Annotated in this window: 21 protein-coding genes, 1 pseudogene and 1 riboswitch; of the genes and pseudogenes, 11 read left to right on the top strand and 11 right to left on the bottom strand. The window is 62.9% G+C overall.

The window, feature by feature from the left end; all coding sequences use genetic code 11:
• The first annotated feature begins 145 nt into the window (after positions 1-145).
• A complete protein-coding gene (gene folM / locus GQA94_RS20375) occupies positions 146-856 on the top strand; it encodes a dihydromonapterin reductase (protein ID WP_158190185.1) in 711 nt (236 codons plus the stop codon).
• Between the two features lie 15 nt (positions 857-871).
• Positions 872-1246 carry a dihydroneopterin triphosphate 2'-epimerase gene (folX, locus tag GQA94_RS20380; protein WP_158189719.1) on the top strand — a complete coding sequence of 125 codons (375 nt, stop codon included), beginning with the start codon at positions 872-874 and terminating at the stop codon, positions 1244-1246.
• Positions 1247-1255: 9 nt separating this feature from the next.
• Here folX and GQA94_RS20385 read toward each other — a convergent pair whose 3' ends face one another.
• Positions 1256-1627, bottom strand: coding sequence for a sensory rhodopsin transducer (locus tag GQA94_RS20385; RefSeq protein WP_199270076.1), 372 nt, complete (start codon positions 1625-1627; stop codon positions 1256-1258).
• A gap of 150 nt (positions 1628-1777) precedes the next feature.
• On the opposite strand from GQA94_RS20385, the gene GQA94_RS20390 reads away from it, so the two are divergent.
• The 3 genes from GQA94_RS20390 (at position 1778) to cysZ (ending at position 3407) form a co-directional block, all read left to right on the top strand.
• Positions 1778-2071 (top strand): DUF1244 domain-containing protein, encoded by a 294-nt coding sequence (locus tag GQA94_RS20390; RefSeq protein WP_158189721.1) that lies wholly within the window; start codon positions 1778-1780, stop codon positions 2069-2071.
• Entirely contained in the window at positions 2068-2427 is a 360-nt protein-coding gene (locus tag GQA94_RS20395) for a HopJ type III effector protein (protein ID WP_158189722.1), read from the top strand. Before GQA94_RS20390 ends, GQA94_RS20395 begins: the two co-directional genes overlap by 4 nt.
• A 224-nt stretch (positions 2428-2651) precedes the next feature.
• Entirely contained in the window at positions 2652-3407 is a 756-nt protein-coding gene (gene cysZ, locus GQA94_RS20400) for a sulfate transporter CysZ (protein ID WP_158189723.1), read from the top strand.
• Between the two features lie 251 nt (positions 3408-3658).
• Here the strand turns inward: cysZ and GQA94_RS20405 are convergent, their stop codons facing one another.
• The 4 genes from GQA94_RS20405 to GQA94_RS20420 all read right to left on the bottom strand — a co-directional run bounded on the left by GQA94_RS20405 (position 3659) and on the right by GQA94_RS20420 (position 6665).
• On the bottom strand, positions 3659-4768 hold the full coding sequence (locus tag GQA94_RS20405) for an NADH:flavin oxidoreductase (RefSeq protein WP_158189724.1): 1110 nt from the start codon (positions 4766-4768) through the stop codon (positions 3659-3661).
• Between the two features lie 70 nt (positions 4769-4838).
• Entirely contained in the window at positions 4839-5435 is a 597-nt protein-coding gene (locus GQA94_RS20410) for a TetR/AcrR family transcriptional regulator (protein ID WP_158189725.1), read from the bottom strand.
• Positions 5436-5593: 158 nt separating this feature from the next.
• Entirely contained in the window at positions 5594-6076 is a 483-nt protein-coding gene (locus tag GQA94_RS20415; RefSeq protein ID WP_158189726.1) for a glutathione peroxidase, read from the bottom strand.
• 103 nt (positions 6077-6179) lie between these two features.
• Entirely contained in the window at positions 6180-6665 is a 486-nt protein-coding gene (locus GQA94_RS20420; protein ID WP_158189727.1) for an FKBP-type peptidyl-prolyl cis-trans isomerase, read from the bottom strand.
• A 238-nt stretch (positions 6666-6903) separates the two neighbouring features.
• Between GQA94_RS20420 and GQA94_RS20425 the strand changes: the two genes are divergently transcribed.
• From GQA94_RS20425 to GQA94_RS20435, 3 genes are all read left to right on the top strand, one after another.
• Positions 6904-8091 carry an acetate kinase gene (locus tag GQA94_RS20425; protein ID WP_158189728.1) on the top strand — a complete coding sequence of 396 codons (1188 nt, stop codon included), beginning with the start codon at positions 6904-6906 and terminating at the stop codon, positions 8089-8091.
• Positions 8092-8193: 102 nt separating this feature from the next.
• A complete protein-coding gene (gene pta / locus GQA94_RS20430; protein WP_158189729.1) occupies positions 8194-10290 on the top strand; it encodes a phosphate acetyltransferase in 2097 nt (698 codons plus the stop codon).
• A gap of 135 nt (positions 10291-10425) precedes the next feature.
• Positions 10426-11334 (top strand): acyltransferase, encoded by a 909-nt coding sequence (locus GQA94_RS20435; protein ID WP_158189730.1) that lies wholly within the window; start codon positions 10426-10428, stop codon positions 11332-11334.
• A 26-nt stretch (positions 11335-11360) separates the two neighbouring features.
• Here the strand turns inward: GQA94_RS20435 and GQA94_RS20440 are convergent, their stop codons facing one another.
• The 4 genes and pseudogenes from GQA94_RS20440 to GQA94_RS20455 all read right to left on the bottom strand — a co-directional run bounded on the left by GQA94_RS20440 (position 11361) and on the right by GQA94_RS20455 (position 18888).
• Complete coding sequence (locus GQA94_RS20440) at positions 11361-13502, bottom strand: putative bifunctional diguanylate cyclase/phosphodiesterase (RefSeq protein ID WP_158189731.1); 2142 nt, start codon at positions 13500-13502, stop codon at positions 11361-11363.
• Between the two features lie 96 nt (positions 13503-13598).
• Complete coding sequence (locus GQA94_RS20445; RefSeq protein ID WP_158189732.1) at positions 13599-17309, bottom strand: CHASE domain-containing protein; 3711 nt, start codon at positions 17307-17309, stop codon at positions 13599-13601.
• A gap of 153 nt (positions 17310-17462) precedes the next feature.
• Positions 17463-18119, bottom strand: a complete 657-nt coding sequence (locus GQA94_RS20450; RefSeq protein WP_158189733.1) for an OmpA family protein — start codon at positions 18117-18119, stop codon at positions 17463-17465.
• A 123-nt stretch (positions 18120-18242) separates the two neighbouring features.
• Positions 18243-18888 (bottom strand): annotated as a pseudogene (locus GQA94_RS20455) (MBL fold metallo-hydrolase).
• A 171-nt stretch (positions 18889-19059) separates the two neighbouring features.
• Here GQA94_RS20455 and GQA94_RS20460 point away from each other — a divergent pair.
• A complete protein-coding gene (locus GQA94_RS20460; RefSeq protein ID WP_233270195.1) occupies positions 19060-21027 on the top strand; it encodes an ATP-binding protein in 1968 nt (655 codons plus the stop codon).
• 21 nt (positions 21028-21048) lie between these two features.
• On the opposite strand, the gene GQA94_RS20465 is transcribed toward GQA94_RS20460, so the two are convergent.
• Positions 21049-22731: a fatty acid--CoA ligase gene (locus tag GQA94_RS20465; RefSeq protein WP_158189734.1), complete on the bottom strand. Its 1683-nt coding sequence runs from the start codon at positions 22729-22731 to the stop codon at positions 21049-21051.
• 72 nt (positions 22732-22803) lie between these two features.
• Positions 22804-23433 carry a LysE family transporter gene (locus GQA94_RS20470; RefSeq protein WP_158189735.1) on the bottom strand — a complete coding sequence of 210 codons (630 nt, stop codon included), beginning with the start codon at positions 23431-23433 and terminating at the stop codon, positions 22804-22806.
• Positions 23434-23494: 61 nt separating this feature from the next.
• On the opposite strand from GQA94_RS20470, the gene GQA94_RS20475 reads away from it, so the two are divergent.
• Complete coding sequence (locus GQA94_RS20475) at positions 23495-24457, top strand: 2-hydroxyacid dehydrogenase (protein WP_158189736.1); 963 nt, start codon at positions 23495-23497, stop codon at positions 24455-24457.
• A gap of 57 nt (positions 24458-24514) precedes the next feature.
• A complete protein-coding gene (locus tag GQA94_RS20480) occupies positions 24515-25513 on the top strand; it encodes a class I SAM-dependent methyltransferase (protein ID WP_158189737.1) in 999 nt (332 codons plus the stop codon).
• 28 nt (positions 25514-25541) lie between these two features.
• Positions 25542-25749, top strand: a riboswitch (yybP-ykoY riboswitch).
• The last annotated feature ends 7 nt before the right edge of the window (positions 25750-25756 follow it).

Here is a 25756-nt window from a genome sequence, read left to right on the forward strand (position 1 = left end):
CCCGGCGCAGGATTCGGGCCTGGCGGACGTCCAGTGCCGGATACGACCGCGTGCGCCCTGGTGTAAGCTGCCGCTACAGAACGGCGCGCTCGGTATGGCCACCCGCCGACCCGAAATCCTCGATTACCGATTCCCTATGATGACCATGACCCCGCCAGCGGCTCCGATCCTGATCACCGGTGCCAGCCAACGCATCGGCCTGTATTGTGCCGAACGGCTACTCGATGAAGGGCAACCGGTGATCGTCACCTACCGGACACCCCGAGCGAGCCTCGCTCGCCTGCGCGAGCGCGGGGCCGTGACGCTGCCCGCGGATTTCTCCGGCGCGCAAGGTATCCACGCGTTCATCGCGGCGTTGAAGCAGCACACCGGAGCGTTGCGAGCAATCGTCCATAACGCATCGGACTGGGACGTCGAGGCCGAGGGCGAGGAAGCCGAGGTGTTCCAGCGCATGTTCGAAGTCCACATGCTCGCGCCTTACCTGATCAATCTCCATTGCGCCGCGCTGTTGCAACACGGCGGGGCGGCGGACATCATCCACATCGGCGATGATGTCACCCGGACAGGCAGCAAAAAGCACATTGCCTATGCGGCCAGCAAAGCCGGGCTGGACAATCTCACGCTTTCGTTTGCCGCAAGCCTCGCCCCGGCCATCAAGGTCAATGGCATCGCCCCGGCCCTGATACAGTTCAACGAAGGCGATGACGACGAATATCGGCGTAAAGCGCTGGCGAAATCGGCGCTGGGCATCGAGCCCGGTGCACAGGTGATCTACCAGAGCCTGCGGTATCTGCTCGATAATCCCTATGTCACCGGCACCACCCTGACCGTCAATGGCGGCCGCCACCTGATCTGATTGCGAAGGAGTCCCATGCCTAGACTGGAACCTGCCATGGCGCGAATCCGCGTCAAAGACCTGCGACTGCGTACGTTCATCGGCATCAAGGAAGAGGAAATCCTCAACAAGCAGGATGTACTGATCAACCTGACGATGCTGTATCGCGCCGCTGATGCCGTACGCGACAACGACATCGAACACGCGTTGAACTACCGCACCATCACCAAGGCCATCATCCAGCACGTCGAGGACAACCGTTTCGCGCTCCTCGAACGGCTCACCCAGGAGATTCTCGACCTCGTCATGCAGCACCCGCAGGTGCGTTACGCCGAGGTCGAAGTCGACAAACCACACGCCCTGCGCTTCGCCGAATCGGTATCGATCACCCTGGCCCAGCATCGCGACTGAACCGTCGCATCAGTCGCTGCCGTAAGCCAGGGTGGTCATCAACGCCCGGTCACCGCTACGGGCATCCATGCGGGTGTGCTGGATCACCACCGGCACGCTGGAGACGAACACGCTGGCATAATCGGTTTCCCGGGGCACGGCCTCGGGCGTTTGCAGATCATCGAAACGAAGGTGCAGCGTCCGCTGTGCCGGTACCCGTATCGAGTACGGACCGACCGGCTCGCGATCGGAAAAATAAAGCGTCAGCTCGATCTCCGCATCCTGCGGGCCGGTATTGAGGATGCAGGCCGTCTCGTGGCTGCGAAGTGCAGGTTCATCGGGTTTTGGCCCCAGCGCTGGCAGGTAGCCTTCGGCAATGACCCAGTGTGTTTTTCCAATCACGTTCGCGTTCCTCGGCAACGGGGACAGCCGGCTGGCCATCCTCTTCAGCGGAGGCGGATCGGCACGCTAAAGTTCCCTGCCGGTATCTGGCCCAGGGCAACCGTCAAGGTTATGATCCCGCCCACGTCTGCAACGCCGAGACCCATGAAAATGAATGACCAAGAACGTACCGAACTCGAAGCCGCCGCCTTCCGACGCCTGGTTCAGCACCTGCGCAGCCGCCCGGACGCGCAGAACATCGACCTGATGAACCTGGCCGGCTTCTGCCGCAACTGCCTGTCGAAGTGGTACAAGGCCGCCGCCGATGACCTGGAGATCGCCGTCAGCATCGACGAGGCACGCGAAGAGGTCTATGGCATGCCCTACGCCGAATGGAAGAAGCGCTACCAGAAAGACGCGACGCCCGAACAGCAGGCCGCTTTCGACAAGAGCCAGAAGCCATGAACAGCCTCAGAGATTTTCGCGCCAGCCTGCGCAACCGCAACCATCCCTTCAGCGAGACGCTGGCGTTCATCGCCAATACCTATGATTACCAGCCAAGCCGCTTCTTCAACGGCAGCGTTGAAAATGCCGCCGGGGAAAACGAAGGTTCGTGCAAGACGCTCGGACTGGCGGTGCTGGAAGGGTTCACCACCGAGGAAGCATTGCTGGCATTCGGTGAGCATTATCAATCGGTGCTGGAAAACCCCAGCGGAACCGATCACCGCAACATCCGTGTCCTGATGGAAACCGGGCTGCCGGGGGTACGCTTCGACCAGCAGCCGCTGACACGCAAACCTGTCAGCTTCGAGGGCAAATAAAAAAGGGCCGTCCAGGCACTTGGGGAAGGCTTGATAACGGACGGCCCTGGAAACCAACGAGGTATTTTCGAGGCCAAGTGTGACGGCCACGCGCCACGCAGGCCAGTGAGTCAGGTTGATCGCCCGGATAGGCTTGGACTATCGGCAAACGAGCGAACCGTCAGGCTTTTCCCACTCCCGTAAAGCCGGTAAGGTCCGGATCGATCCCATCCGGAGTACGCCCTATGCCCATCGCCGCCCTTTCCGGCCCGCAATACCTGCGTGAAGGTCTGAAATTGATCTTGAGTCCGGGGCTACGGCTGTTCGTCATCCTGCCACTGACGGTCAATCTGTTGCTGTTCGGCGGGCTCATCTACCTTGCCCTGCGGCAGTTCAGTGGCTGGGTCGATGCCTTCATGCCAAGCCTGCCCGAGTGGCTGATGTTCCTCGAGTACATCCTCTGGCCGCTGTTCGTGATTCTCGTGGTGTTGATGGTGTTTTTCACCTTCACCATGCTCGCCAATATCATCGCCGCCCCGTTCAATGGCTTTCTCGCCGAGAAGGTCGAAACGGTCGCCCGTGGTGAGGACAGCTCGCCGCCGTTCAGTTGGACCGAGCTGGTAGCGATGCTGCCCCGCACCGTTGGCCGCGAAGCGCGCAAGCTGGCCTATTTCGCACCGCGCGCACTGGCCCTGTTGATTCTCTCGTTCATCCCGGTGGTCAACCTGATCGCCGCTCCCCTGTGGCTGCTGTTCGGTGTTTGGATGATGGCTGTGCAATACATCGACTATCCGGCGGACAACAACAAGCTGAGCTGGGCTGAAATGATGGTCTGGCTACGCCAGCGGCGCTGGAAAAGCCTGAGCTTCGGCGCCGTGACGTACGCCGCGCTGCTGGTACCGGTGCTGAATCTGCTGATCATGCCGGCGGCGGTCGCGGGCGCGACCCTGTTCTGGGTTCGCGAAGGCGGTGTGAATCGGCAGCTCGCCGAAAAGAGCTGACGGTCGCAGCGGCGCGCCGTGTTACCACGCCGGAATCAGGGCCGGTGCGCTTCGCGCCGACCCTGCGACCGCCAACGTCCCGCCAACATGGCGCGATCATCGCGCACGGCTGAGCGTCACGGATGTGGCAAGGGCCCGACGAGCGCAGTCGTCTTCGAGCCCCTGAGGCAAGACAACGCTAACGAGCGCAGGACCAAGCGCAAGGCTCGACCATGGGGGTCAGCCCACCGCCAGCCTTGGATTGCGCCCTGTCACGCCAGGCTTTTGAGCGCTTCACGGCTGAACGGCAGAATGTCCTGCATGCGCCCTTCGCGCACTTTCAGCGCCCAGTCGGGATCGCAGATCAGCGCGCGCCCCACGGCAACCAAATCGAACTCCTGCTTGTTCAAGCGCTCCAGCAGTCCTTCGATATTGGCCGGCTGCGCGACCTTATCCGTCTTGACCATGAATTGGAGAAACTCACCGTCGAGCCCCACGCTGCCCACCGTAATGGTCGGCTTGTCGGTGAGCTGACGGGTCCATCCTGCGAGGTTGAGGTCCGAGCCGTCGAACTCCGGTTCCCAGAAACGCCGCGTCGAGCAGTGGAAAATGTCCACGCCGGCTGCCGACAGCGGCGCCAGGAAGTCGCCGAGCGCTTCGGGCGTCGTGACCAGACGTGCGGTGTAGTCCTGCTGTTTCCATTGCGAGAAGCGGAAAATGATCGGGAAATCCGCGCCCACCGCCGCGCGAACGGCTTCGATCAGCTCGATGGCGAAGCGTGAGCGATTGACCAGGCTGCCACCGTACTCATCCGTGCGCTGATTGCTGCCCTCCCAGAAAAACTGGTCGATCAGGTAGCCATGTGCCCCGTGGATTTCCACGCCGTCCATGCCTATTGCCTTGGCGTCAGCGGCGGCTTGCGCGAATGCCGCAATGACCTCCTGGATGTCCTGGCGGGTCATACCATGGACGATGATCTGTCCGTCCTTGAGCTTTTCCATTGGCCCGTAGCCCGGCACGTCCGCTTCTGGCTCGGTGCCTTTGCGGCGGACATTACCGACGTGCCAGAGCTGGGGAACGATCTTGCCCCCGGCAGCATGGACGGCCTCGACCACCGCCTTCCAGCCACCGAGCGCATCTTCGCCGTAAAAGCGCGGCACCTGCGGGTACCCGTTGGCGGCCTTATGGCCAACCGTGGTGCCCTCGGTGATGATCAGCCCGACACCCGACGCAGCGCGGCGGCGGTAATACTCGACGACATCAGCGGTCGGCACCCCATTGGGCGAAAAGGAGCGGGTCATCGGCGCCATCACCACACGGGTCGGCAATTGTAGTTTGCCGAGCTGGAACGGCTCGAACAGGGCATTCACGGCTGCTGTCATTGTGATCTCCTCGTTGATGCATCAATAGAAGCTGAAAGCGACCGGTCGTCTCGCCGAGCGCTACAAAAAATCAGCGAAACGTCAGCAGACGCTCCAGCTGTGCCAGAAAAATCGTCAGCGGCGCCACGGAGCGCCCGACCTTCATGCGTAACAGGGCACCTTCCCAGGCGTTGCCAATGAATTCCGCCAGTGACTGGCAATCGGTATTGGCATCGATTTCGCCGATCCGCCGTGCCTCCTCGAGGCAACCGGCCAGAATTTCCACGCTACGCAGCAGAACCGTTTCCACTCGCTGCCCGATGGGCTGGGAAAGCTCGGCCATCTCGAAGCTCAGGCTGCCGATGAAGCAGTGATATTCAGGGCATTGCTGGCGGGCAAAATGCGCGACCACATCGGCGTAATAGCTCAGGATCCGCTCACAGGGGCTCAGCGCCGTATGGGTGAGCGCAGCCTGGTAGCGTTCGAGGCGAGGCTGATAAAGATGGTCCAGCGCCTGCAAGGCGAAATCTTCCTTGCTGGCGAAGTAGTGATAAAACGAGCCTTTGGGGATTCCAGCCGCCTGGACAATTTCCAGCACGCCTGTGCCGTGATAACCCCGCCGGGTCATCACTTGGGCGCCCTTGGCCAGGATCAGTTCGCGTTTGTCGGTTCGGGCTCGGTTGCTCATCGGCCGAGCATATGACCGGTCGTCTCGCGCGAACACCATCATCCACAGCGCTTATTGCGCCGCCACGATCGCAACGATGGGATGACGCAAGAGGCCGGCGCCGCACAGCGAGTTAATGCGCGCAGCGGCAGGCGCCGCTGCGCGAGGGGAGGCGTTGGTCAGGCCAGCGCGCTTTCGACCGCCTGGATCAAGGCCGGATCGTCCGGAGCCGTCCGGGGAGAGAAGCGCGCCAGTACACGGCCGTCCTTGTCGACGAGAAATTTTTCGAAGTTCCAGCTGATGTCACCTGGAAAGTCGGCGCCCTCGCCCGCCAGCAGACGGTACAGCGGGTGACGCTGCGGGCCGTTGACCTCGAGCTTGCTGCTCAATGGAAAGCTGATGCCATAGGTCTCGCTGCAGAACTGCAGGATTTGCGCATCGCTGCCCGGCTCCTGCGCCGCGAACTGATTGCAAGGAATGCCGAGCACGCCGAAGCCACGGTCCTGGTAACGCTCATGCAGGGCTTGCAGGCCCGCATACTGGGGGGTCAGACCGCACTCGGAGGCCACGTTGACCACCAGTGTCAGCTGGTTTTTCAGCGGCGCAAGGGGCAGCTCCTGGCCAGCGAGGCCGGGTAGGACCAACTCGTGGAACGCGCTCATTCTCTCTTCTCCAGAGGGTAAAAAAGCGCTCCGGCATTACCGAAGCGCTTCCATCGCTCGACCGTGATCGAGCCTTGTCGCCACCCGCCTCGCAGCGAGGGGATCAGTGCTGGTGACCGCCTTCGCCGTGGACGTGGCCATGGGCAATTTCTTCTTCGCTGGCGTCGCGTACATCGACGATCTTGACCTCGAAATTCAGGCGCTGACCGGCCAGCGGGTGGTTGCCGTCAACGATCACGTCGTCGCCTTCGACATCACGGATCGTGACGATCTGCATGCCGCCATCCGGACCGGACGCATGAAACTGCATGCCGACTTCCAGCTCGTCGACACCTTCGAACATGGCGCGATTGAGCGTGGCGACCAATTCGGGGCTGTACTCGCCATAGGCATCCTGCGGTTCGATGGCGACCTTGACCTCGTCACCGCCCTGCTTGCCTTCCAGCGCTTTTTCCAGGCCGGAGATGATGTTGCCTGCGCCATGCAGGTAGACCAGCGGCGCACCGCCGGCAGAGCTGTCGATCACCTCACCGGCGTCGTTGGTGAGTGTGTAGTCGATTGACACAGCCTTGTTAGCGGCAATCTGCATGGGACGAAACCTTTGCTGGGGAGTGTGATGCCAAAGTTTAACCGCGAGCTGCGTCGATTGCGAACCGAGCCCGGATAAACGGGGCCAACGGATGCCTTGACAAACGTCGGCAGCCTCCTGCAATCGAGGGTGTCGCATACAACCTTTGGAGAGCATCGGTTCGTCGGCGCCTATGCCAGAATCCGCGCCACACGCTAGGCGATGCCTTTAACAATTACTACGCATGCAAGGAGCACCGATGCTCGCTCGAAATATCCTGGTGATTAACTGCGGCAGCTCGTCGATCAAGTTCGCGCTGGTCAACGAAACGCAGGCGACCTTCCCGCTGCAAGGCCTGGCCGAGCGTCTCGGCAGCCCGGAAGCGGTGCTTCATTGGCAATTGGGGGACGCCAAGCAGAGCCTGGACATACCGGGTGCCGATCATCGCGCAGCGCTGGAACGACTGCTGCCGCTGGCCCAGGACGCCGCGGGTGGCAAGCTCGACGGCATCGGGCATCGGGTGGTCCATGGCGGCGAGCACTTCACCGGCTCCAGCCTGATCGACGAGGATGTGCTCAAGGCGATCCGCGACAGCGCACAACTGGCACCGCTGCATAATCCCGCCAACCTAGTGGGCATCGACGCCGCCATCGCGCTTTTCCCGGGCCTGCCGCAGGTGAGCGTGTTCGACACGGCCTTCCACCAGACCATGCCCGAACATGCGTTCCGCTATGCCGTGCCGGAGTTTCTCTACAAGGAGCACAGTGTTCGGCGCTACGGCTTCCACGGCACCAGCCACCACTATGTCAGCAAGCGCGCCGCCGAGATGACCGGCCTGCCCGTGAACGATAGCTGCTGGTTGACCGCGCACCTGGGTAATGGCTGCTCGACCTGCGCGATCGTCAACGGCGAAAGCCGCGACACCAGCATGGGACTGACCCCGCTCGAAGGCCTTGTGATGGGCACCCGCAGCGGCGACGTCGACCCCAATCTGCACAGCTACCTGCACCGAACGCTGGGTTGGAGCCTCGAACAGATCGATCGCGTACTCAACCACGACAGCGGACTGAAGGGGCTGTCAGGGCTGTCCAATGACATGCGCACCCTCTACGAAGCACGTGTTGCCGGCCATCCAGGCGCGACGCTGGCCTTCGAGGTGTTCTGCTACCGCCTGGCCAAGTCGCTGGCGAGCATGGCCTGTGCGCTGCCAAAGCTGGACGGCCTGATCTTCACCGGCGGCATCGGCGAGAATTCGGCCGCTGTGCGCAGCCGCACGCTCGAACACCTCAAGCTGTTCAATTTCACGCTGGACGAAGAAGCCAACGCACGCTGCACCCGCGGCGTCGGCGGAGAGATCCAGGCGGCGGGTAGCCCGCGCGTGCTCGTAGTACCTACCAACGAGGAACGACAGATCGCGCTGGACACCCTGGCGTTGCTTGACGCCTGACAACGCGCCGACACGCACCGCACTGCAGAATCCGGGCGACCTCGAGCCTCCGGATTCGTCGACTCGACAACGCCATCGCCCCTCGCTCGACAGGAGATCTACATGCATACGCTCTTCCTCGCCCCCTGTGGTTTCGGTGGCGGCCTCAACTCAGTCAGCCTCGGCCTGATCCGGGCGCTCGAACGTGCCGGGTTGAAGGTCGGCTTCTTCAAGCCGATCGCCCAACCCTTTCCGCTCGACCAGGGCCGTGAGCGTTCCTGTGTACTGGTGGAAAAGACGCTCGACATCGCTTCGCCCGAGCCATTGCCGCTGGAACAGGTGGAACGTCAACTGGCCGACGGCGAACTCGACCTGCTGCTCGAAGACGTCGTCAGCCGCTATCAGGAAGTGGCCACTGGCAAGGATGTGGTCATCGTCGAGGGCATGGTGCCGACGCGCGAGTTCAACCACACCTCGCGGATCAACACGCATCTGGCCAAAAGCCTCGACGCGGAGGTCATCCTGATCGCTGCACAGGGCAGCGACACACTCAAGCGCATGGCTGAGCGCATCGAGATCCAGGCCCAACTGTTCGGTGGCGCGCGAGACCCGAAGGTACTCGGCCTGGTGCTCAACAAGGTCAAGAGCGATGATGGCGTGCCTGCGTTCGTCGAGCGCCTGAAGGAGCAGCTTCCCCTGCTTGGCACGGCGGATTTCCAGCTGATCGGCGCCATCCCCTATGCAGAGCAACTGAACGCGCTACGCACCCGCGACATTGCCCAGCTGCTCGACGCCAAGGTGCTTCACGCCGGCGAAGCCGAGCGTCGACGGATCAACAAGATCGTCCTGTGCGCCCGGGCCGTACCCAACACCGTGCAACTGCTCCAGCCAGGCGTGCTGGTGGTCACTCCGGGCGACCGCGACGACATCATTCTCGCCGCGAGCCTGGCGTCGCTCAACGGGGTCGAGCTGGCGGGGCTTTTGCTGTGTAGCGATTTCGCCCCGGACCCGCGAATTCTGGAGCTGTGCAAGGCAGCGCTCGACGGCGGTCTGCCGGTCATGACCGTGCAGACCGGCTCGTACGACACCGCCACCAATCTGTTCGCGCTGAACAAGGAAACACCTGCCGACGATATCGAGCGCGCCAGCCAGGTGACCGATTTCATCGCCCAGCACCTGCAACCCGAACTGCTGCATACGCGCCTGAGCGTACCGCGCAGCGAGCTGCGCCTGTCACCCCCTGCATTCCGCTACCAATTGGTCAAACGCGCCCAGCAGGCGAACAAGCGCATCGTCCTGCCGGAAGGCAATGAACCGCGCACCATTCGCGCCGCCGCCATCTGCCAGGATCGCGGAATCGCTCGTTGCGTCCTGTTGGCCAAACCCGAAGAGGTCCAGGCAATCGCTCGCGAGCAGGGCATCAATCTGCCGTCGAGCCTGGAGATCCTCGATCCCGAGTCGATCGTCAACCACTACGTCGAGCCCATGTGCGAAATGCGCAAGGCAAAGGGCCTGACGCCCGACGATGCCCGCGAGCAACTCAAGGACACCGTCGTGCTCGGCACCATGATGCTGGCGCTCGACGAGGTGGACGGTCTGGTGTCCGGTGCCGTGCACACCACCGCCAACACGATCCGCCCTGCACTGCAGCTGATCAAGACCGCGCCGGGCTATAGCCTGGTGTCGTCGGTGTTCTTCATGCTGCTGCCCGACCAGGTACTGGTCTATGGCGATTGCGCGGTGAATCCCAACCCGAGCGCCACCGAACTCGCCGAGATTGCGTTGCAGAGCGCCGAGTCCGCCGTCGCCCTGGGCGTCAACCCGCGGGTGGCGATGATCAGCTATTCGACCGGCACATCCGGCAGCGGCGCCGAGGTGGAAAAAGTGGCCGAGGCGACACGCATTGCCCAGGAGCGGGCGCCCCACCTGCCCATCGACGGCCCGCTGCAGTACGACGCCGCGTCGGTCGCCAGCGTCGGTAAGCAGAAGGCTCCGAACAGCCTCGTCGCCGGTCAGGCGACCGTGTTCATCTTCCCAGACCTGAACACCGGCAACACCACCTACAAGGCGGTGCAGCGCAGCGCCAACGTGATCAGCGTCGGCCCCATGCTGCAAGGCCTGCGCAAGCCGGTCAACGACCTGTCACGCGGCGCGCTGGTGGACGATATCGTGTTCACCATCGCCCTCACGGCCCTGCAGGCCGACAGCCAGAAGGCCTGATGGGGAAACCGACAGGCCCGATCTTCTGGGGCCGGGCCTGTCGCCGACCCGCTTCGCTCAGCGCACTCGCCACTTGCAGTTCGGCGCGCAATCGGTACGCTTGCCGCCTCAATTGACGAGTATACGAGCCAATCGATGCTGAGTGTCCTTCCTGCTCCACTGCGCGGCGTGCTTGCCGGCTTGACCCTGGCGCTGAACACGCTGTTCTGGTGCTGGCCCCTGTTTGCCCTTTCCCTGCTCAAATTGGCGCTGCCAATCCCCGGTATCCAGCGCGCGCTTCGTTTCGGCATGCATTGGGTGGCTGAATCCTGGATGGCTGTGAACGGCTTCTGGATGGATCAGGTCCGCCGAACGAAATGGGACGTGCAGGGGCTGGAGAAGGTCGACCTGCATCATTCCTACCTCGTGACCAGCAACCACCAGAGCTGGGCCGACATCCTGATGTTGCAGTATCAGTTCAACCGACGCATGCCGATCCTGAAGTTTTTCCTCAAACAGGAGCTGATCTGGGTGCCGGTCATTGGCCTGTGCTGGTGGGCGCTGGAGTTTCCCTTCATGAAACGCTTCAGCAAGGAGTATCTGGCCAAGTACCCGGAAAAGCGCGGCCAGGACCTGGCCACCACTCGCAAGGCCTGCGAGCGTTACCGGACCAACCCGGTGTCGGTCTTCAATTTCCTCGAGGGCACGCGCTTCACCCAGGACAAGCACGACGAGCAAGCCTCGCCCTATCGCTACTTGCTGAAACCGAGAGCCGGTGGCATCGCCTTCGTGATCGATGCAATGGGCGAGCAATTGACGTCGCTGATCAATGTCACCATCCATTACCCGGACGGCAATCCCAGCTTCTGGGACCTGCTGTGCGGGCGCATCGGGCAGGTCGTGATGCGTATCGATTCACAGCCGATCCCGGCCGAATTCCTGCATCGCAGTTACGATCAGGACGAGCGCTATCGGCTGAGCTTCCAGGAGTGGGTCAATGCGCTCTGGACCGAGAAGGATGCTCAGCTCGAGGCGCTGCATCGCCAGTATCCACCGAGCCGCTAGCGCCGGTACCGGTTGGATGACCGTCGCTAGCGGACGTCCTGCTCGCCCAGGCCCTGCCAGTCGATTCTGCGAGGAAACGCCAAGGCGTCGTGGACCGATAATCCGGGCGCCACGAGGAAACCCTGCATCACCTGGCAGTCATGGGCGATCAGCCAATCGCGCTGGGCCAGGGTCTCGACCCCCTCGGCGATGACTTCCAGCCCCAGGTTCCGCCCCAGATCGATGATGGTGCTGACCACGGCCGCGTCACGAGGCGAGTCGAGCATGTTGGCGATGAACAGTCGGTCGATTTTCAGCGTATCCAGGTCGAAATGCCGCAGGTAGGCCAGCGATGAGTAACCCGTGCCGAAGTCATCCACCGCCACCCGTACGCCCAGGTCGCGCAGTTGCCGAAGCTTGTCGCAACTCTGCTCGAGGTCCTGCATCAGCGCGCCTTCGGTCACTTCCAGCTCGAGCTGACGAGGATCGAGTTGAGATTCGTCGAGCAAGCGGCGCAATTCATCGATCAGCCCGGCCCGCCCGAACTGAACCGGGCTGATATTGAAGCTCAGGATCATCTTGTCGCCGAATCGCTCACGCCAGTCACGACACTGCGCCAGGCCCTCGCGCAGGGCCCACTTGCCGACCCGATCGATCAGCCTCGTTTCCTCCAGCAAGGGGATGAAGACGTTGGGCTCGACCACGCCGCGTCCGCTGTAATCCCACCGCAGCAGGGCTTCGAACCCGCGCACCTCGCCGGTTTCGAGCACAACCTGAGGCTGATAGACCAAGGCGAAACCGTTGCGCTCGATGGTGCTGCGCAAGTTTTCCTCCATCATCAGGCGCGCATGCGCTCGACCGTTCATTTCGCTGGAGAAAAAACGGTACTGCTGCCGCCCGTTGCGTTTGGCTTCATACATCGCCATGTCCGCCGAGCGCAGCAACTCTTCGACGCTCTGGCCGCAGTCGGGGAAGTGCGCGATGCCGATACTGGCGCCGAGCGTAACGTCGGTTCCGCCGATGGTGTGTCGCACTGAGATCAGTTCGATCAGTTTCTCGGCCACCTTGGCGGCATCTTCCGGGTGATCCAGCGAATCCAGCAAAGCGGTGAATTCGTCGCCGCCCATGCGCGCAATGATGTCGTACGGGCGCATGCAGGTCTCCAGCACCCGCGCCACACGACAGAGAATCTCGTCCCCGGCGTCATGGCCCAGCGAATCGTTGATGCGCTTGAAGCCATCGAGGTCGATGTAAAGGATGGCCATGCGCTTGCCGTTCCGGTCGACCCTCGCCAGCGCCGAATCCAGCGCCTGATGGAAGCCCCGCCGATTCAACAGCCCGGTCAGTGAATCGGTGACCGCCTGGGTTTCGAGCTGTACGTGAAGGTTGCGAACCACCGACATGTCGAGGGCGATAACCACCATGGATCGCTGCTGACGAGGCAAGGGCGACGACGACAAGGCCACCGGCAGCGTGCCGCCACTGGCGGTGTACAGCTGCGCTTCATGCAATCGATAGGTGTTGCCATTGCGCCACTGCTTGTAGAAATCCGTGTCCCGCCAGGCGTCGGGCATCTGCGGCGCGGCGAGATGGTCGGTTAACGCCGTGCCCTGCAGGTCGTCGATATGGGTGTGCAACATCTGGGCAATCGCCGGGTTGGCGAAGCTGATATAGCCGTCCTCGCCCACCACGAGAATGCCTTCGGCGGCGTTGTTCAACACCGAGGCGTTGAAGGCGCGCGCGCTGTCGAGTTGCTGCGTCAGCAATTGCAGGTCGCGCCGGTTGTGTTCGTGGCTGAGCAACGTGTTGATCTTGTGCTTGAGCACCTGCGGGTCGAAGGGTTTGAGGATGAAATCAACCGCACCCGTGGCGTAACCCCGCAACACCGATTCCCTGGTATGCGCGATGGCCGAGACGAAAATGATCGGCGTGTAGCGGGTATGCGGGCTGCCGCGCATCAGGCGGGCCACTTCGAAACCGTCCATACCTGGCATCTGCACGTCCAGCAGCACCAGCTCCACGTCCAGGTCGAGCAACGCCTGCAGCGCTGCTTCGCCGGAATTGACGGTATGCACCTGCCAGTCGCCATCGCCGAGCAACGCTTCCATGGCGACCAGATTGGCCTCGCGATCGTCGACGACCAACAGCGTCCGGGTACGCGGTTGCGGTTTGGCTTGTACCCGCCCCATCACCTGGCGCTCCCGCGCGGCGTACGGTTGAGTCCGACAGCGACGGCGTCGGCAGGGACGCCAGTCCGGCATGAACGATGCGTCACAAACTTCTCCTTATGGGCTCTCGCGAGGGCCATCGGCGCGCTCCAGGCAACGCCGCAGCAACTCGACCAACCTGGCACTCTCGACCGGTTTGGACAAGACGTCGTCCGCGCCTGCGGCCATGCTTCGATCGCGGATCGCCGGGTCGTCGCCGACGGCCAGCGCGACGATCGGCACCTGACAACCATAGTCGTTTCTCAGCTGCCGGATCAGTGCGGACCCACCGTCATCCGCCATAGCCATGTCCACCATCGCCAGATCGAACGCATCCTCATCGAACCGTTCAAGCGCTTCGGAGCGGCTGGTGGCGGGAACCACCTGCAACCCCTGCTCGTCCAGCAACGCACTGATCGCGTAAATGGACCGTACATCCGAATCCACCAATAGCACTCGCTGTCCCAGCAAAGGATGCTCCATTTCATCCACGCCCAGCACCACAGGCTCATCTGCGGCTGGCTTCAATGCATCGTCCATATGCTCCAATTCCCCTGTTTTCGACAACGCAACCGATGAATAACGCCGAAGCCGCTGCAGATTCTTTTCAGACAGCGGTTCACGGCTGTTCAATACCACACGTACATCCTTCAACGAGCGCAGCCGATCCAGCGCTTCGAGCAGATCCAGTCCATCTTCGCCAGGCAGATCGAAATCGATGATCAGCACGCTGAACGCATGCTCCGCATACGCCAGCCTCGCTTCCTCGCTGCGCCCGCATTCGGTGACCCGATAGCCAAGGCGCTCGAAATGTTCCCGCAACTGCCGGCGCCTTTGTGGGTCCGTCTCGACCAGCAGCAACCGCGTCGAATTGGCCTCCTGGCGCGCCAGGTCGATGAACAGGCGTTCCAGTTCAGACTGGGCCACGGGCTTGAGCAGATAGCGCGAACCGTCATCCGACCAGCCTTGCGGCTGCGGCACGCAGGAGATGATGTAGACCGGCGTATCCTGGTGGCGAGGATCGGCGCGCAGCATCCGGTGAACCTGCCAGCCGCTGATATCCGGCAGCAGAATGTCGAGGATCACCGCTGCGAAACGGTCGTGGCCCAATGCTTCCAGCCCCTCCTGCCCGGTGCCGCAGACCACACTCGGGAAGCCGTGAGACTGCCCGACCTCGGCTACCACGGAGGCGAAATCGGCATCATCCTCGATGATCAGCAGACCGCCACCCTGGCCGCGTCGTTGTGACGGTCGCAGCGTCCGGACCTCCGTGGTCGTGGCCAGCTTCAGCGGCAACTGGACGGTGAAGCTGGAGCCCTGGCCTGGCGCACTGACCAGATGGATACCGCCGCCCAGCACTTCGGCCAACTGCCGCGCGATCGCCAGACCAAGGCCCGTGCCACCGTATTGTCGACTGATGGAGCCATCGATCTGCTGGAACGCCTGGAAGATTCGCTCATGCTGATCTTCCGGGATGCCGATGCCGGTGTCGGTCACGCAGATGTGCAGCGTGTCGTCGTCGCCCGGACTCTCGGCCGGCTGGCGCGCGACATGGATGTCCACGGAACCCTGTTCGGTGAACTTCAAGGCATTGGTCACGAGGTTACGCAGGATCTGCTGTAAACGGGCGCGGTCGCTGATGATCGATACCGGGACATCCGGATCGATCCGGGAGGTGAGGGTCAGGCCGTTCTGCTCGGCCATTGGCTCGAGCCCGGCCACCAGTTCCACCAGCAGTTCCGCCAGGTCGAGAGGCTCCGGCTTGATCTGCATGTGCCCAGCCTCGATCTTGGCGAGATCGAGCACATCGTTGATCAGTTGCAGCAGATCGTGTCCGGCACGATGGATGATATCGGCGTGCCGAACCTGCTTTTCGGTCAGGTTGCTGGCGGCGTTCTGCCTCAACTGATCGCTCAGAATCAGAATGCTGTTGAGCGGCGTGCGCAGCTCGTGGGACATATTGGCGAGGAATTCGGATTTGTAGCGGTTGGCGACAATCAGCTCGTTGGCCTGATCGCGCAGGCGCCGCTCGGCTGCCTTCCGGTGGCCGATATCGATCACCACGGCCTGGACCAATTGCTCTTCACCGCTGCGCAATGGCGACAGGCCGACTTCTACCGGCAGCAGGTGCCCGTCCCGGTGGCGGCCGAACAATTCGCGGTTTTCACCCAGACGGCGCGCTTCGGGCTCGTGCCCGAAGCGGTAGCGTACCTCGTGGTAGACCTTGCGCATCGACTCGGGAATCAGCAGTTCGACCGGCTGGTCGAGCAATTCCTGCCGGCTATAGCCGAACAGCAGCTCGGTCTGGCGATTGACCATGACGATGCGCCCGTCGTGATCGAACAGAAGAAACGCGTTCGGCGAGGCTTCGACCACGTTGCGAAAGCGCTCCTCGTCACGCTTGCGCTGCTGCAGGTCGACCAGGTTGAGCAAATGGTGAACGGCCTCATCGCGCCTGAAGCTGGTCAGGCTCAATGACACCGGTATCGGGGTGCCGTCCTCTCGCAGCGCCTGGCTTTCCTGGTGGCTGGCTTCCAGACGCGCCCCGCCCGAAGGGTCGAGCAGCGCACCGGGAACGTAGCGGTTGAGGCGCTCGCCCGCGAGCAGACCGGCGCTGCTTCCCAGCAACGCCGCGGCGCTCTGATTGGCCAGCTCTATCCGACCCTGGTCATTGCAGAGCAAGGTCGCCACGGGCAACTGTTCGATCAGTTGCCTGAACCACGCCTCGCGCTCCTGAAGCTGCGCACCCAACGCCTGGCTGCTGCGCAGCGCGCGTTCGCGCAGGTACAGGTAGCCGCCGATCAGCAGCGAGAACAGCATCGCGGCGGTCATCGCCGCCGCCAGGTTGAACGCCCCGCTGGCCCTGTTGAGAATGGCTTCGTATTCCGGTGTACTGGCGATTTCCAGCTGCCAGCTGCGGCCGTAGAGATAAATGTTGCGCGTGCGATGGAAACGCGCATCGGTGCTCACCGGGTCGCGCCCTACCAACAACGGTTCGTGCGGCACGGCAGCATCGAACAATTGCAGCTGGAAGAGTTTGCTGCGCGAGCCCAGCACGCCCTCCAACAGATCGGTCAGCCGAAAGGCGCCGTGCAGCGTACCGGCAAAGGCCGCCTGACGTTCTTCCAGGGTCGTGGTCGGCGCGCCGACTCGGTAGAGCGGGAGGTAAAGCAGAATGCCCACCTGCGCGTTCTGCGCGGTCTCCTGCTTGAGCCGCAGCGGACCGCTGAGCATGGGCGTGCCGATGTTGCGCGCAGCCGTGATCGCCTCCTTGCGGGCATCCTCGCTGAGCATATCGAAGCCCAGCACGCGACGATTGCGCCAATCGAGCGGGTGTATGAAGTCGGTGATCAGGTACTCGTCGCGCTCGCCAGGCGGGTACATGCGAAAATCGCCGCGGCCGTCCTCGCGCATTTGCGCCAGTATCGATTCGAGATTCTCCGCACGCGCGTAACGGGCCAGCGCAATCGCCTGGATACCCGGGTAGAAGTCCTGCAACTGAAGCTGGTCGGACGCTCGATTCCAGTCATCCAGGCTGACCGCATCGCTGCCAACGAAAAGACCGGCCAGGCCGCGCATGACCATCTCGTACGCACGCATGCGCTCACGCAGATTGCTCTCGACGTCATTGACCGCCAGGTTGAATCGCTGCGCCTGCTCGGCTCGGATTCGTGCTTCCTGAACTTGCCATTGCCAGACGACCCATCCTCCGAGCCCGGCCATCAAGGCCAACGTCACTACCAATGGCAGCCAAGGCTTACGAGAATGGAGAGCAGAACGATCATCCATTCGACCTCCTCAGTGCCACCACATGGCTCGCTGTCACCAGCTTCTAGAGTCATGGATTACCGAGAGGTTCAATACCGGGTGATAAAAAGATATAAAACTGACGTCACTTAAATGGCATGGCGAGTCCATTGCGGACTCGCCGGCCGCAACGGCTTACAACGGCCGCAGGTTGATCTCTACGCGACGGTTCGAGGCACGCCCCGAAGCGGTGTCATTGCTGGCGATCGGCTGGCTCGGGCCGGCCCCGTAGGAAGTTATTCGCGACGCAGCCACACCATTGCCTTCCAGGTAGGCGGCGACGCTGCGCGCACGACGGTTGGACAGGTCCTGGTTGAGCTGCTGCGAGCCCGTGCTGTCGGTATGGCCGACGATGTCGATGCCGTTCTTGTTGAACTCCTTGAATACCTGCACCAGCGAATTCAAGGTGGGGTAGAAGCTGCTGGAAATGTCGGCCGAGTTGCTCGGGAAGGTGATATTGCCCGGCATGATCAGCGTCAGGTTGTCACCCTCGCGATGGACTTGCACGCCGGTGCCCTGCAGCGTCTGACGCAGCTTGGCTTCCTGAGTATCGACATAGTAACCATAGCCGCCAGCCGCGGCGCCGCCGACCGCCGCGCCGATCAGAGCGCCTTTGGCGCGGTCCTTCTTGCTGGAGGTTGCAGCACCGATCACTGCGCCACTGACCGCGCCGATACCGCCGTAGATGCCGGCCTTGCCTGCTTCCCGTTCGCCGGTATAGGGGTTGTTGGTACAGCCGGCCAGCAGAGCGATGGTGGCGGCGAATGCGGTCAGGTTACTGAGCTTTTTCATGATTACTTCCTTCATCTGCGGGACGTCAGCCTGTCGGAGATATCCGTTCACAAGGCTGAAATGCACCGCTAGGTTAACACTCCACTGGCGATAGAACCGGAACGTGCCGACGAAGCTGCCATTTCAGGCACGGATGAACGGGTTCTGCCGCATCTCATCACCCAGGCGTGTCTGCGCGCCGTGCCCGGTGATGACCGTCGCGTCCTCGTCCAGACAGTACAGCCGCTGCCTGATCGACCGTTCGAGGGTGGCATAATCGCCGCCCCCAGAGGTCGGTCCGGCCTATTCCACGGCGAAACAGCGTGTCCCCGGCGATGAGCAGCTTCGCCTCGGGGAACCAGAAGCTCATCGAGCCCGGCGTGCGGCCCGGTGTATGCAAAGCGACACCGCAGCCACAGGCCAGCGCCTCATCGTCGGCCAACCAGAGGTCCGGGGCCGGTACCGGCGTATAGGGCACGCCGAACAGGCGACATTGCTGCTCCAGGCTGTCCCATAGAAACTGATCATCCTTGTGGAGATGCAGGGTCGCGCCGGTGCGCTCCTTGATCTGGCCGGACGCGAGACAATGATCCAGATGCGCATGGGTATGAACGATGCTGACGACATCCAGGCCCAGCGCGTCGATTTGCGCCAGTATCCGTTCAGGGTCGCCGCCCGGATCCACGACAATGGCTCGCCCGGTCAGCGAATCGGCAATGAGGGTGCAATTGCATTGCAGCGGACCGACGGGAAAGGTTTCACTACGCAACGTATGGCCTGTCTCGGACATCTTGACGCCTCAGGTAGCGCGATTTTCAAGAACAGCCCCTGCTAACCTATACGGCATGGGCAGGCGTGTCATCAGACGGAGAACCAAGCCATCGACATAGCGGATCTGCAGCGCATCTTCGATACCCTGCCGGGCATCTTCCTGGTAGTTGCCAACGATGCCGACTATACGATGGTCGCCGCCAGCGAAGCGCGCTTGCAGGCGACCATGACGCGTCGTGAAGACGTCATTGGACGCCCCTTGTCCGAGGTTTACGGCGGTGCCTCGGCATCGTCGGGCTTTGGTACGTTGTGCGCATCGCTGGCCGAGGCCGCACGCACGGGACGCACGCAACACCTGAAGACAGTCGGCTATCCGTTGCGGCGCGAAGATGCCGAAGGCGGCAGCTATGAAAACCGCTACTGGGATGTAGTCAACGTGCCGGTGCTCGACGCGCAAGGCCAGGTCAGCTACATCATTCACCAGGCCGAAGACGTAACCGAAAGCCTGCTCGAACAGGAGTCCGCGGCGCTGCGTCTGCGCGAGAGCGACGAGCGCCTGAACGCCGCGCTGCTGGCATCCGGGACGGGTACGTTCTACTGGGACCTGCGCAACAACCGTCTGGACATGGACCTGCCCATGCAACGACTGTTCGGCCTGGAAGGATTGACCTCCGGCTGGCTCGACGACCTGCTCGGCACCATTCATCCGGACGACCGGGAGAGCATTGCCCAGCAGTGCGAGCGGTGCGTCCGCTACGGTGACGACATCGAGATGCAGTTCAGGGTCCGCCTGCCGGAAGGCAACGAACGCTGGATATTCGACAAAGGCCAGACCTTCACCGATGCCAGCGGCAGGCCGTCCTATATGGTCGGCGCCTGCCTGGACATTACCCAGCACAAGCGCACCGAACGGGCGCTGCACCGTCTCAACGAAACCCTCGAACAGCGCGTCAATGCCGAAGTCGCCGCGCGCGCCAAGACCGAGGCGGCACTGCGCCAGTCGCAGAAGATGGAAGCGGTCGGTCAGCTGACCGGGGGCCTGGCGCATGATTTCAACAACCTGCTGGCCGGGGTCATCGGCTCGCTGGAGCTGCTCTCGGTTCGGCTGGATCAGGGGCGCACCGACGACCTGCAGCGCTACATCCGCAGCGCGCTGACGTCGGCCAGTCGGGCGACCGCTCTCACCCACCGCCTGCTGGCCTTTTCGCGCCGGCAGACACTCGATCCCAGCCCCACCGACCTGAATACCCTGATCGAAGGCATGATGGAACTGCTGCAGCGCACCATAGGCCCGATGGTGAGCTATTCGACGCGGCTGTCCCAAGGGCTCTGGCTCACGCTCTGCGACACCAACCAACTGGAAAATGCCCTGCTGAACCTGACCATCAATGCCCGCGATGCGATGCCGGATGGCGGCCAGCTCACGCTGATCAGCGAAAACCTGACACTGGACGAGCCATTCGCACAGGAAATCGGGTTGCAACCCGGCGAGTATGTCGCCCTCGGCGTGCGTGATACCGGGGTCGGCATCCCCCCGGAAAAACTCGGCTATGTGTTCGATCCATTCTTTACCACCAAACCCCTGGGCGAAGGCACGGGGCTCGGTTTATCCATGGTCTACGGCTTCGCCAAGCAGTCGGGCGGCGGCGTGCGCATCGAGAGCACGGTGGGCGAAGGAACCAGCGCCTGGATCTACTTGCCGCGCCACCACGGCCAGTCCCCGAGTTCGCACGCGCCCACCCCGACGGATCTGCCTCCGGCCTCGGTCGAAGGCCGCACCGTTCTGGTCGTCGATGACGAGCCCAACGTCCGTATGCTGGTGACCGAGGTGTTGCAGGAAATGGGCCTGCACACCCTGGAGGCGGCCGAAGGCCCCGGCGGGCTTCGCATTCTCGACAGCGATGCGCACCTGGACCTGTTGATATCCGACATCGGGCTACCCGGCGGCATGAACGGACGCCAGCTTGCCGACGCCGCGCGCGAGAAGCGGCCTTCGCTGCGCGTCCTGTTCATTACCGGATACGCCGAGGGCTCGGTGTTGCAACGCAGCAACGCCTCGTACGATTACGAGGTCCTGACCAAGCCGTTCACCATCACGGCCCTTGAAGAAAAGGTCCGCCGCATGCTGGAGCCCGGCCAGGCCTCGGACGAACACTAGCGCCGTCCGCCACTCGGCCCGTCATACCGATGAGATGGTGCTGCTACCCTCTTCCAGCCAACGCGTGATGTCGCCCCGGATGCGCTTCTTGTCCAGCTTGCCGACGCTGGTCTTGGGAATGTCGCTGACCACCGCGATCTGCTGGGGAACCGCCCATTTGTTGATGGAACCCTGCTCCACGGCGGGCTCGAGGAAAGCCTGCAATCCGCGCGCATCGAGCTGTTTGCCCTCGGCCAGCACCAGCAAGGCGAACGGACGCTCGCCCCAGCGCTCGTCCGGCACGCCTACCACCGCCACGTCGCGAACCGCCTCGTGGCGGCTGATCAACCCCTCCAGCGCCAGGGAAGAAATCCATTCGCCGCCGGTCTTGATCACATCCTTGATGCGATCCCGAATGTCGATGTTGCCCATCTCGTCGAGGGTCGCGACGTCGCCCGTATGCAGCCAGCCACCGGCCCACAGCTCCTCGCTTTTTTCCGGGTTGCCGACATAGCCCTGGGTCAGCCACGGCGCCCGCAGCACCAACTCGCCCTGGGAGACACCATCGGCCGGGAGAAAGCGGCCGTCCGGCGCCTGGATGGCGGCATCGACCAGAACCACTGGAATACCGGCCTTGAGACGGTAGGTGATCTGTTCGTCCTCGCTGGCCTGGCGCAACTCATCGTTGATATGCGCGCCGGAAATCAGCGGGCAGGTTTCCGACATGCCGTAGGCGGCTACCAGCTGGATGCCGCAGGCTCGAGCCGCTTCGTAAAGCCCACGGGTCAACGCGCTGCCACCGATGGTGATCTTCCACCCCGAAAAATCCACCCCTTGTGCCGCCTTGGCGTTGAGCAGCATCTGCACGATGGTCGGAACGCAATGGGAAAAGGTTACCTTTTCCCGACGCCACAGCTCGATCAGCAGCTCCGGATCGTAGCGCCCCGGATAGACCTGCTTGAGCCCCAGCATCGTCGCCACGTACGGCAAGCCCCAGGCGTGCACGTGGAACATCGGCGTAATCGGCATGTAAACGTCGCCGGCCGCCATCAATTGGGGGTTCTCGCGGCACCCCACCGTCACTGCGCCGGCCAGCGTGTGCAGCACCAGTTGGCGATGGGTGAAATAAACTCCCTTGGGCTCGCCGGTGGTGCCGGTGGTGTAGAAGGTCGTGGCCACCGAATTCTCGTCGAAGTCGGGAAAGTCGTAATGCGATTGCGCCTCGGCAAGCAGGCTTTCATATTCACCGACGCAATTGGGCAGGTCGCAATGCGTCTCCGCCGAATCGGTGATCAGCAAGGTTTTGTCCACGGTGGTGAGCTGTCCTGCGACGGCCTGATACAGCGGCACGAAGTCACGATTGACGAGAACGAAGCGGTCCTCGGCATGGTTCATGGTGTAGAGAATCTGCTCGGGTGACAGCCGTACGTTGATGGTATGGACCACGGCGCCGATCATCGGGATCGCGAACATGCATTCCAGGTAGCGGTGACTGTCCCAGTCCATGACCGCCACGGTGTCCCCCGCCTTGACCCCGGCCGCCGTCAGCACGTTGGCCAGCCGGGCGATGCGTTGGGCAAGGGTGCGATAGTCGAACCGCAGTTGGTCGCGGTAGACGATCTCGCGGGTGCGCTCATAGCGCTGTCCCGACAAAAGCAGGCTTTTGATCAACAAGGGATACTGGTATGCGTTCGCGGCGGGTTTGATCACTCGGGTCTGCAACATGGGGCGTCCTGTTATTGATGTTATGAGATGCACACTGCACGTGCGCCGGGCGTTCACGGCGCGGATCGCCGATCAGGCGATCTCGGTGGCCGCCAGACGGATGCCAAGGCCGATCAATACCGCGCCGGTAATGCGGTCGAACCAGTGCCCCAGGCGGGCGAACCCGGCCCGCACACGCTCGCGACTGAACAGCCAAGCCACCAGGCAGAACCAGAGACCGGTGGCGAATGCCAGATATACCCCATAGCCCGCCTGGACGGCGAGCGGGGTATGGGGGTCGATAACCACTGTGAATAACGACAGAAAAAATAGCGTAGCCTTGGGATTCAGGCCGTTGGTGATGAAGCCCACCGTAAAAGCGCGCCGGCGAGATTGCGCCGCTGCGCTGTCGGCACGGGTCAGATCACCCACCGCAACGGGCCGAGCCCGAAGCGCCTGGACGCCGAGGTAGAGCAGATAACCGGCCGCCAACCACTTGAATAGGTTGAACAGCACGATCGACTGCGAGACGATCAGGCCAATTCCAAGCAACGAATAACCGACGTGCAGCAAAATGCCGCTCCCCACACCGATGGCCGTCCAGCAACCACTGTGCCGTCCGCGGGTCACGCTTTCACGCACGACCACCGCAAAGTCCGGTCCGGGGCTGGCGACCGCGAGCAGGTGCACCAGCGCCACAGTGAAGAATTCCATCCAGTACATCCAGCGACTCCGCTATTTCCGGGGCGCAACATCCGCCCGCTGATTTCTACGAGTAAAGCCCATGAGCAATCGCCGCGCCGTATTCCTTGACCTCTCTCCACTCGACCAGGGCGACCTGGACCTGGCTGCGCTGCAGTCCACCTTCGCTGAGCTGGTCTGCCATGCGCAGACCAGTGAATCGCAGATCATCGAGCGCCTGCAGGGTGCCGAGGTCGCCATCGTCAACAAGATCGCCCTGAATGATGCCGTATTCGCTGCCTGTCCGGACCTACGGCTGATTCTGGTGGCCGCCACCGGCGTCAACAACATTGACCTGGAGGCCGCCAGACAGCGCGGCATCGTGGTCTGCAACTGCCAGGCGTATGGCACCGCAACCGTCGCCCAGCACACCTTGATGTTACTGCTCGCGCTGGCCACGCGACTACCCGATTACCAAAGCGCGGTCGCCCGGGGCCGGTGGCAGGAGAGCGGACAGTTCTGCCTGCTGGACTTTCCTATCGTCGAGTTGGCGGGCAAGACGCTCGGTGTGCTCGGTCATGGCGAGTTGGGAAGCGCCGTCGCTCGGCTGGCCGAGGCGCTGGGCATGCGCGTGCTGACCGGCAACCTGCCCGGTCGCCCGCCGCGCGCCGATCGGCTGCCACTCGACGAGCTGCTGCCCCAGGTCGATGCGCTAACCCTGCACTGTCCGCTGACCGAGCAGACGCGCAACCTCATCGGCGCCCGCGAACTGCAGTTGATGAAGCCATCGGCCTTCGTGATCAACAGCGCCCGTGGCGGCCTGATCGATGAGCAGGCGCTGGCCGATACGCTGCGCAGCGGGCACCTGGGCGGTGCCGCCACCGACGTGCTCACCAGTGAGCCGCCGAGCAACGACAATCCCCTGCTGGCCGCCGATGTCCCGCGCCTGATCGTGACGCCTCACAGCGCCTGGGGTAGCCGCGAAGCCCGGCAGCGCATCGTTGACCAGATGCGCGAGAACGCCGAGGCGTTTTTCGCCGGCCAACCGAAGCGCCAGGTCAGCTGACGCTTCTGTAGCCAGGGACAAGACTGCTAAGCTCGCCAGCTTTTGCCCGGAGCCATCATGGACCCCCGAAGCGAAGTACTGCTGCGTCAGGCCGAACTTTTTCGCGGCGCCCTGCTGCTTGCCGGCTTGCCGGCCGATGACCTGCTCGGCCAACTGCCCGAGGCCACGGGTTGGAGCTGGCACGCCGGGGAGCATCATGGCCTGCAGGCGCGCTTCGCCGGGCGCTGCACCTTCGGCGTGCAGCCGCCCTCGGCGGCTTTCGACGCGGCGGTGCTGTTTCTGCCCAAATCTCGCGAGCTGACCGATTACCTGTTGAACGCGCTTGCCACTCGCCTACCGGGGCGTCTGCTGTATCTGGTCGGCGAAAAGCGCGCCGGTGTCGAGCGCGCCGCCAGGCAGCTGGCGCCGTTCGGCGAGGCACGCAAACTGGACAGCGCCCGCCACTGCCAGTTGTGGCAGGTCAGGGTGACGAACGCGCCACCATCGCCCGAACTGCACGATCTGGCCCACCGCTTCGAGCTCGACCTGCCGGACGGCCCGCTGCGGGTAGTCAGCTTGCCCGGCGTGTTCAGCCACGGTCGGCTCGACCGCGGCACGGCACTCCTGCTGGGCCAGCTCGACGGCCTGCCTGACGGCCGGCTGCTGGATTTCGGCTGTGGCGCTGGGATCATCGGCGCCACCCTTAAACGCCGCTATCGGCAAAGCGAGGTGGTGCTGCTGGATGTCGATGCGTTCGCGGTCGAAAGCAGTCGTTTGACGCTGGCCGCCAATCGGTTGGAGGCCCAGGTCATCGCGGGCGACGGCATCGATGCCGCACCGGACAATTGCGCGGCGATCATCAGCAATCCGCCGTTTCATCAGGGCGTACACACTCATTACGCCGCCAGTGAAACACTGCTGCAACGCGCCGCCAGCCACCTGCAACCCGGCGGCGAACTGCGACTGGTCGCCAATGCCTTTCTCAAGTACCCGCCGCTGATCGAGGCCCATCTGGGCCGCTGCGAGACGCGGGCCAGTGCCGACGGCTTTCGCATCTACCGCGCACAGCGCACCTGAGCGACTTGCACAACGCGTCGCGCTTGGGCAAACTCGCGCCCGTCCTGGGGGAGTAGTCTCCGGCGAGCGCCCTGCTCGCCTGGCATGCGTCAACATACTTGGTCCGCAGACCATGGTGCATGCGACCCGCGTGGCCTGTTTCGACGGCTCGCGCTCGGTTTGACAAGACCCATGACACGTACACCTGACCCGGGGCGGGGAGGCGGTGCGTGTCATGGTGATTTTCGTCGACCCGCCCCTGCA

The sequence above is a fragment of the Stutzerimonas stutzeri genome, from assembly GCF_009789555.1.
Taxonomy (GTDB): Bacteria; Pseudomonadota; Gammaproteobacteria; order Pseudomonadales; family Pseudomonadaceae; genus Stutzerimonas; species Stutzerimonas stutzeri_R.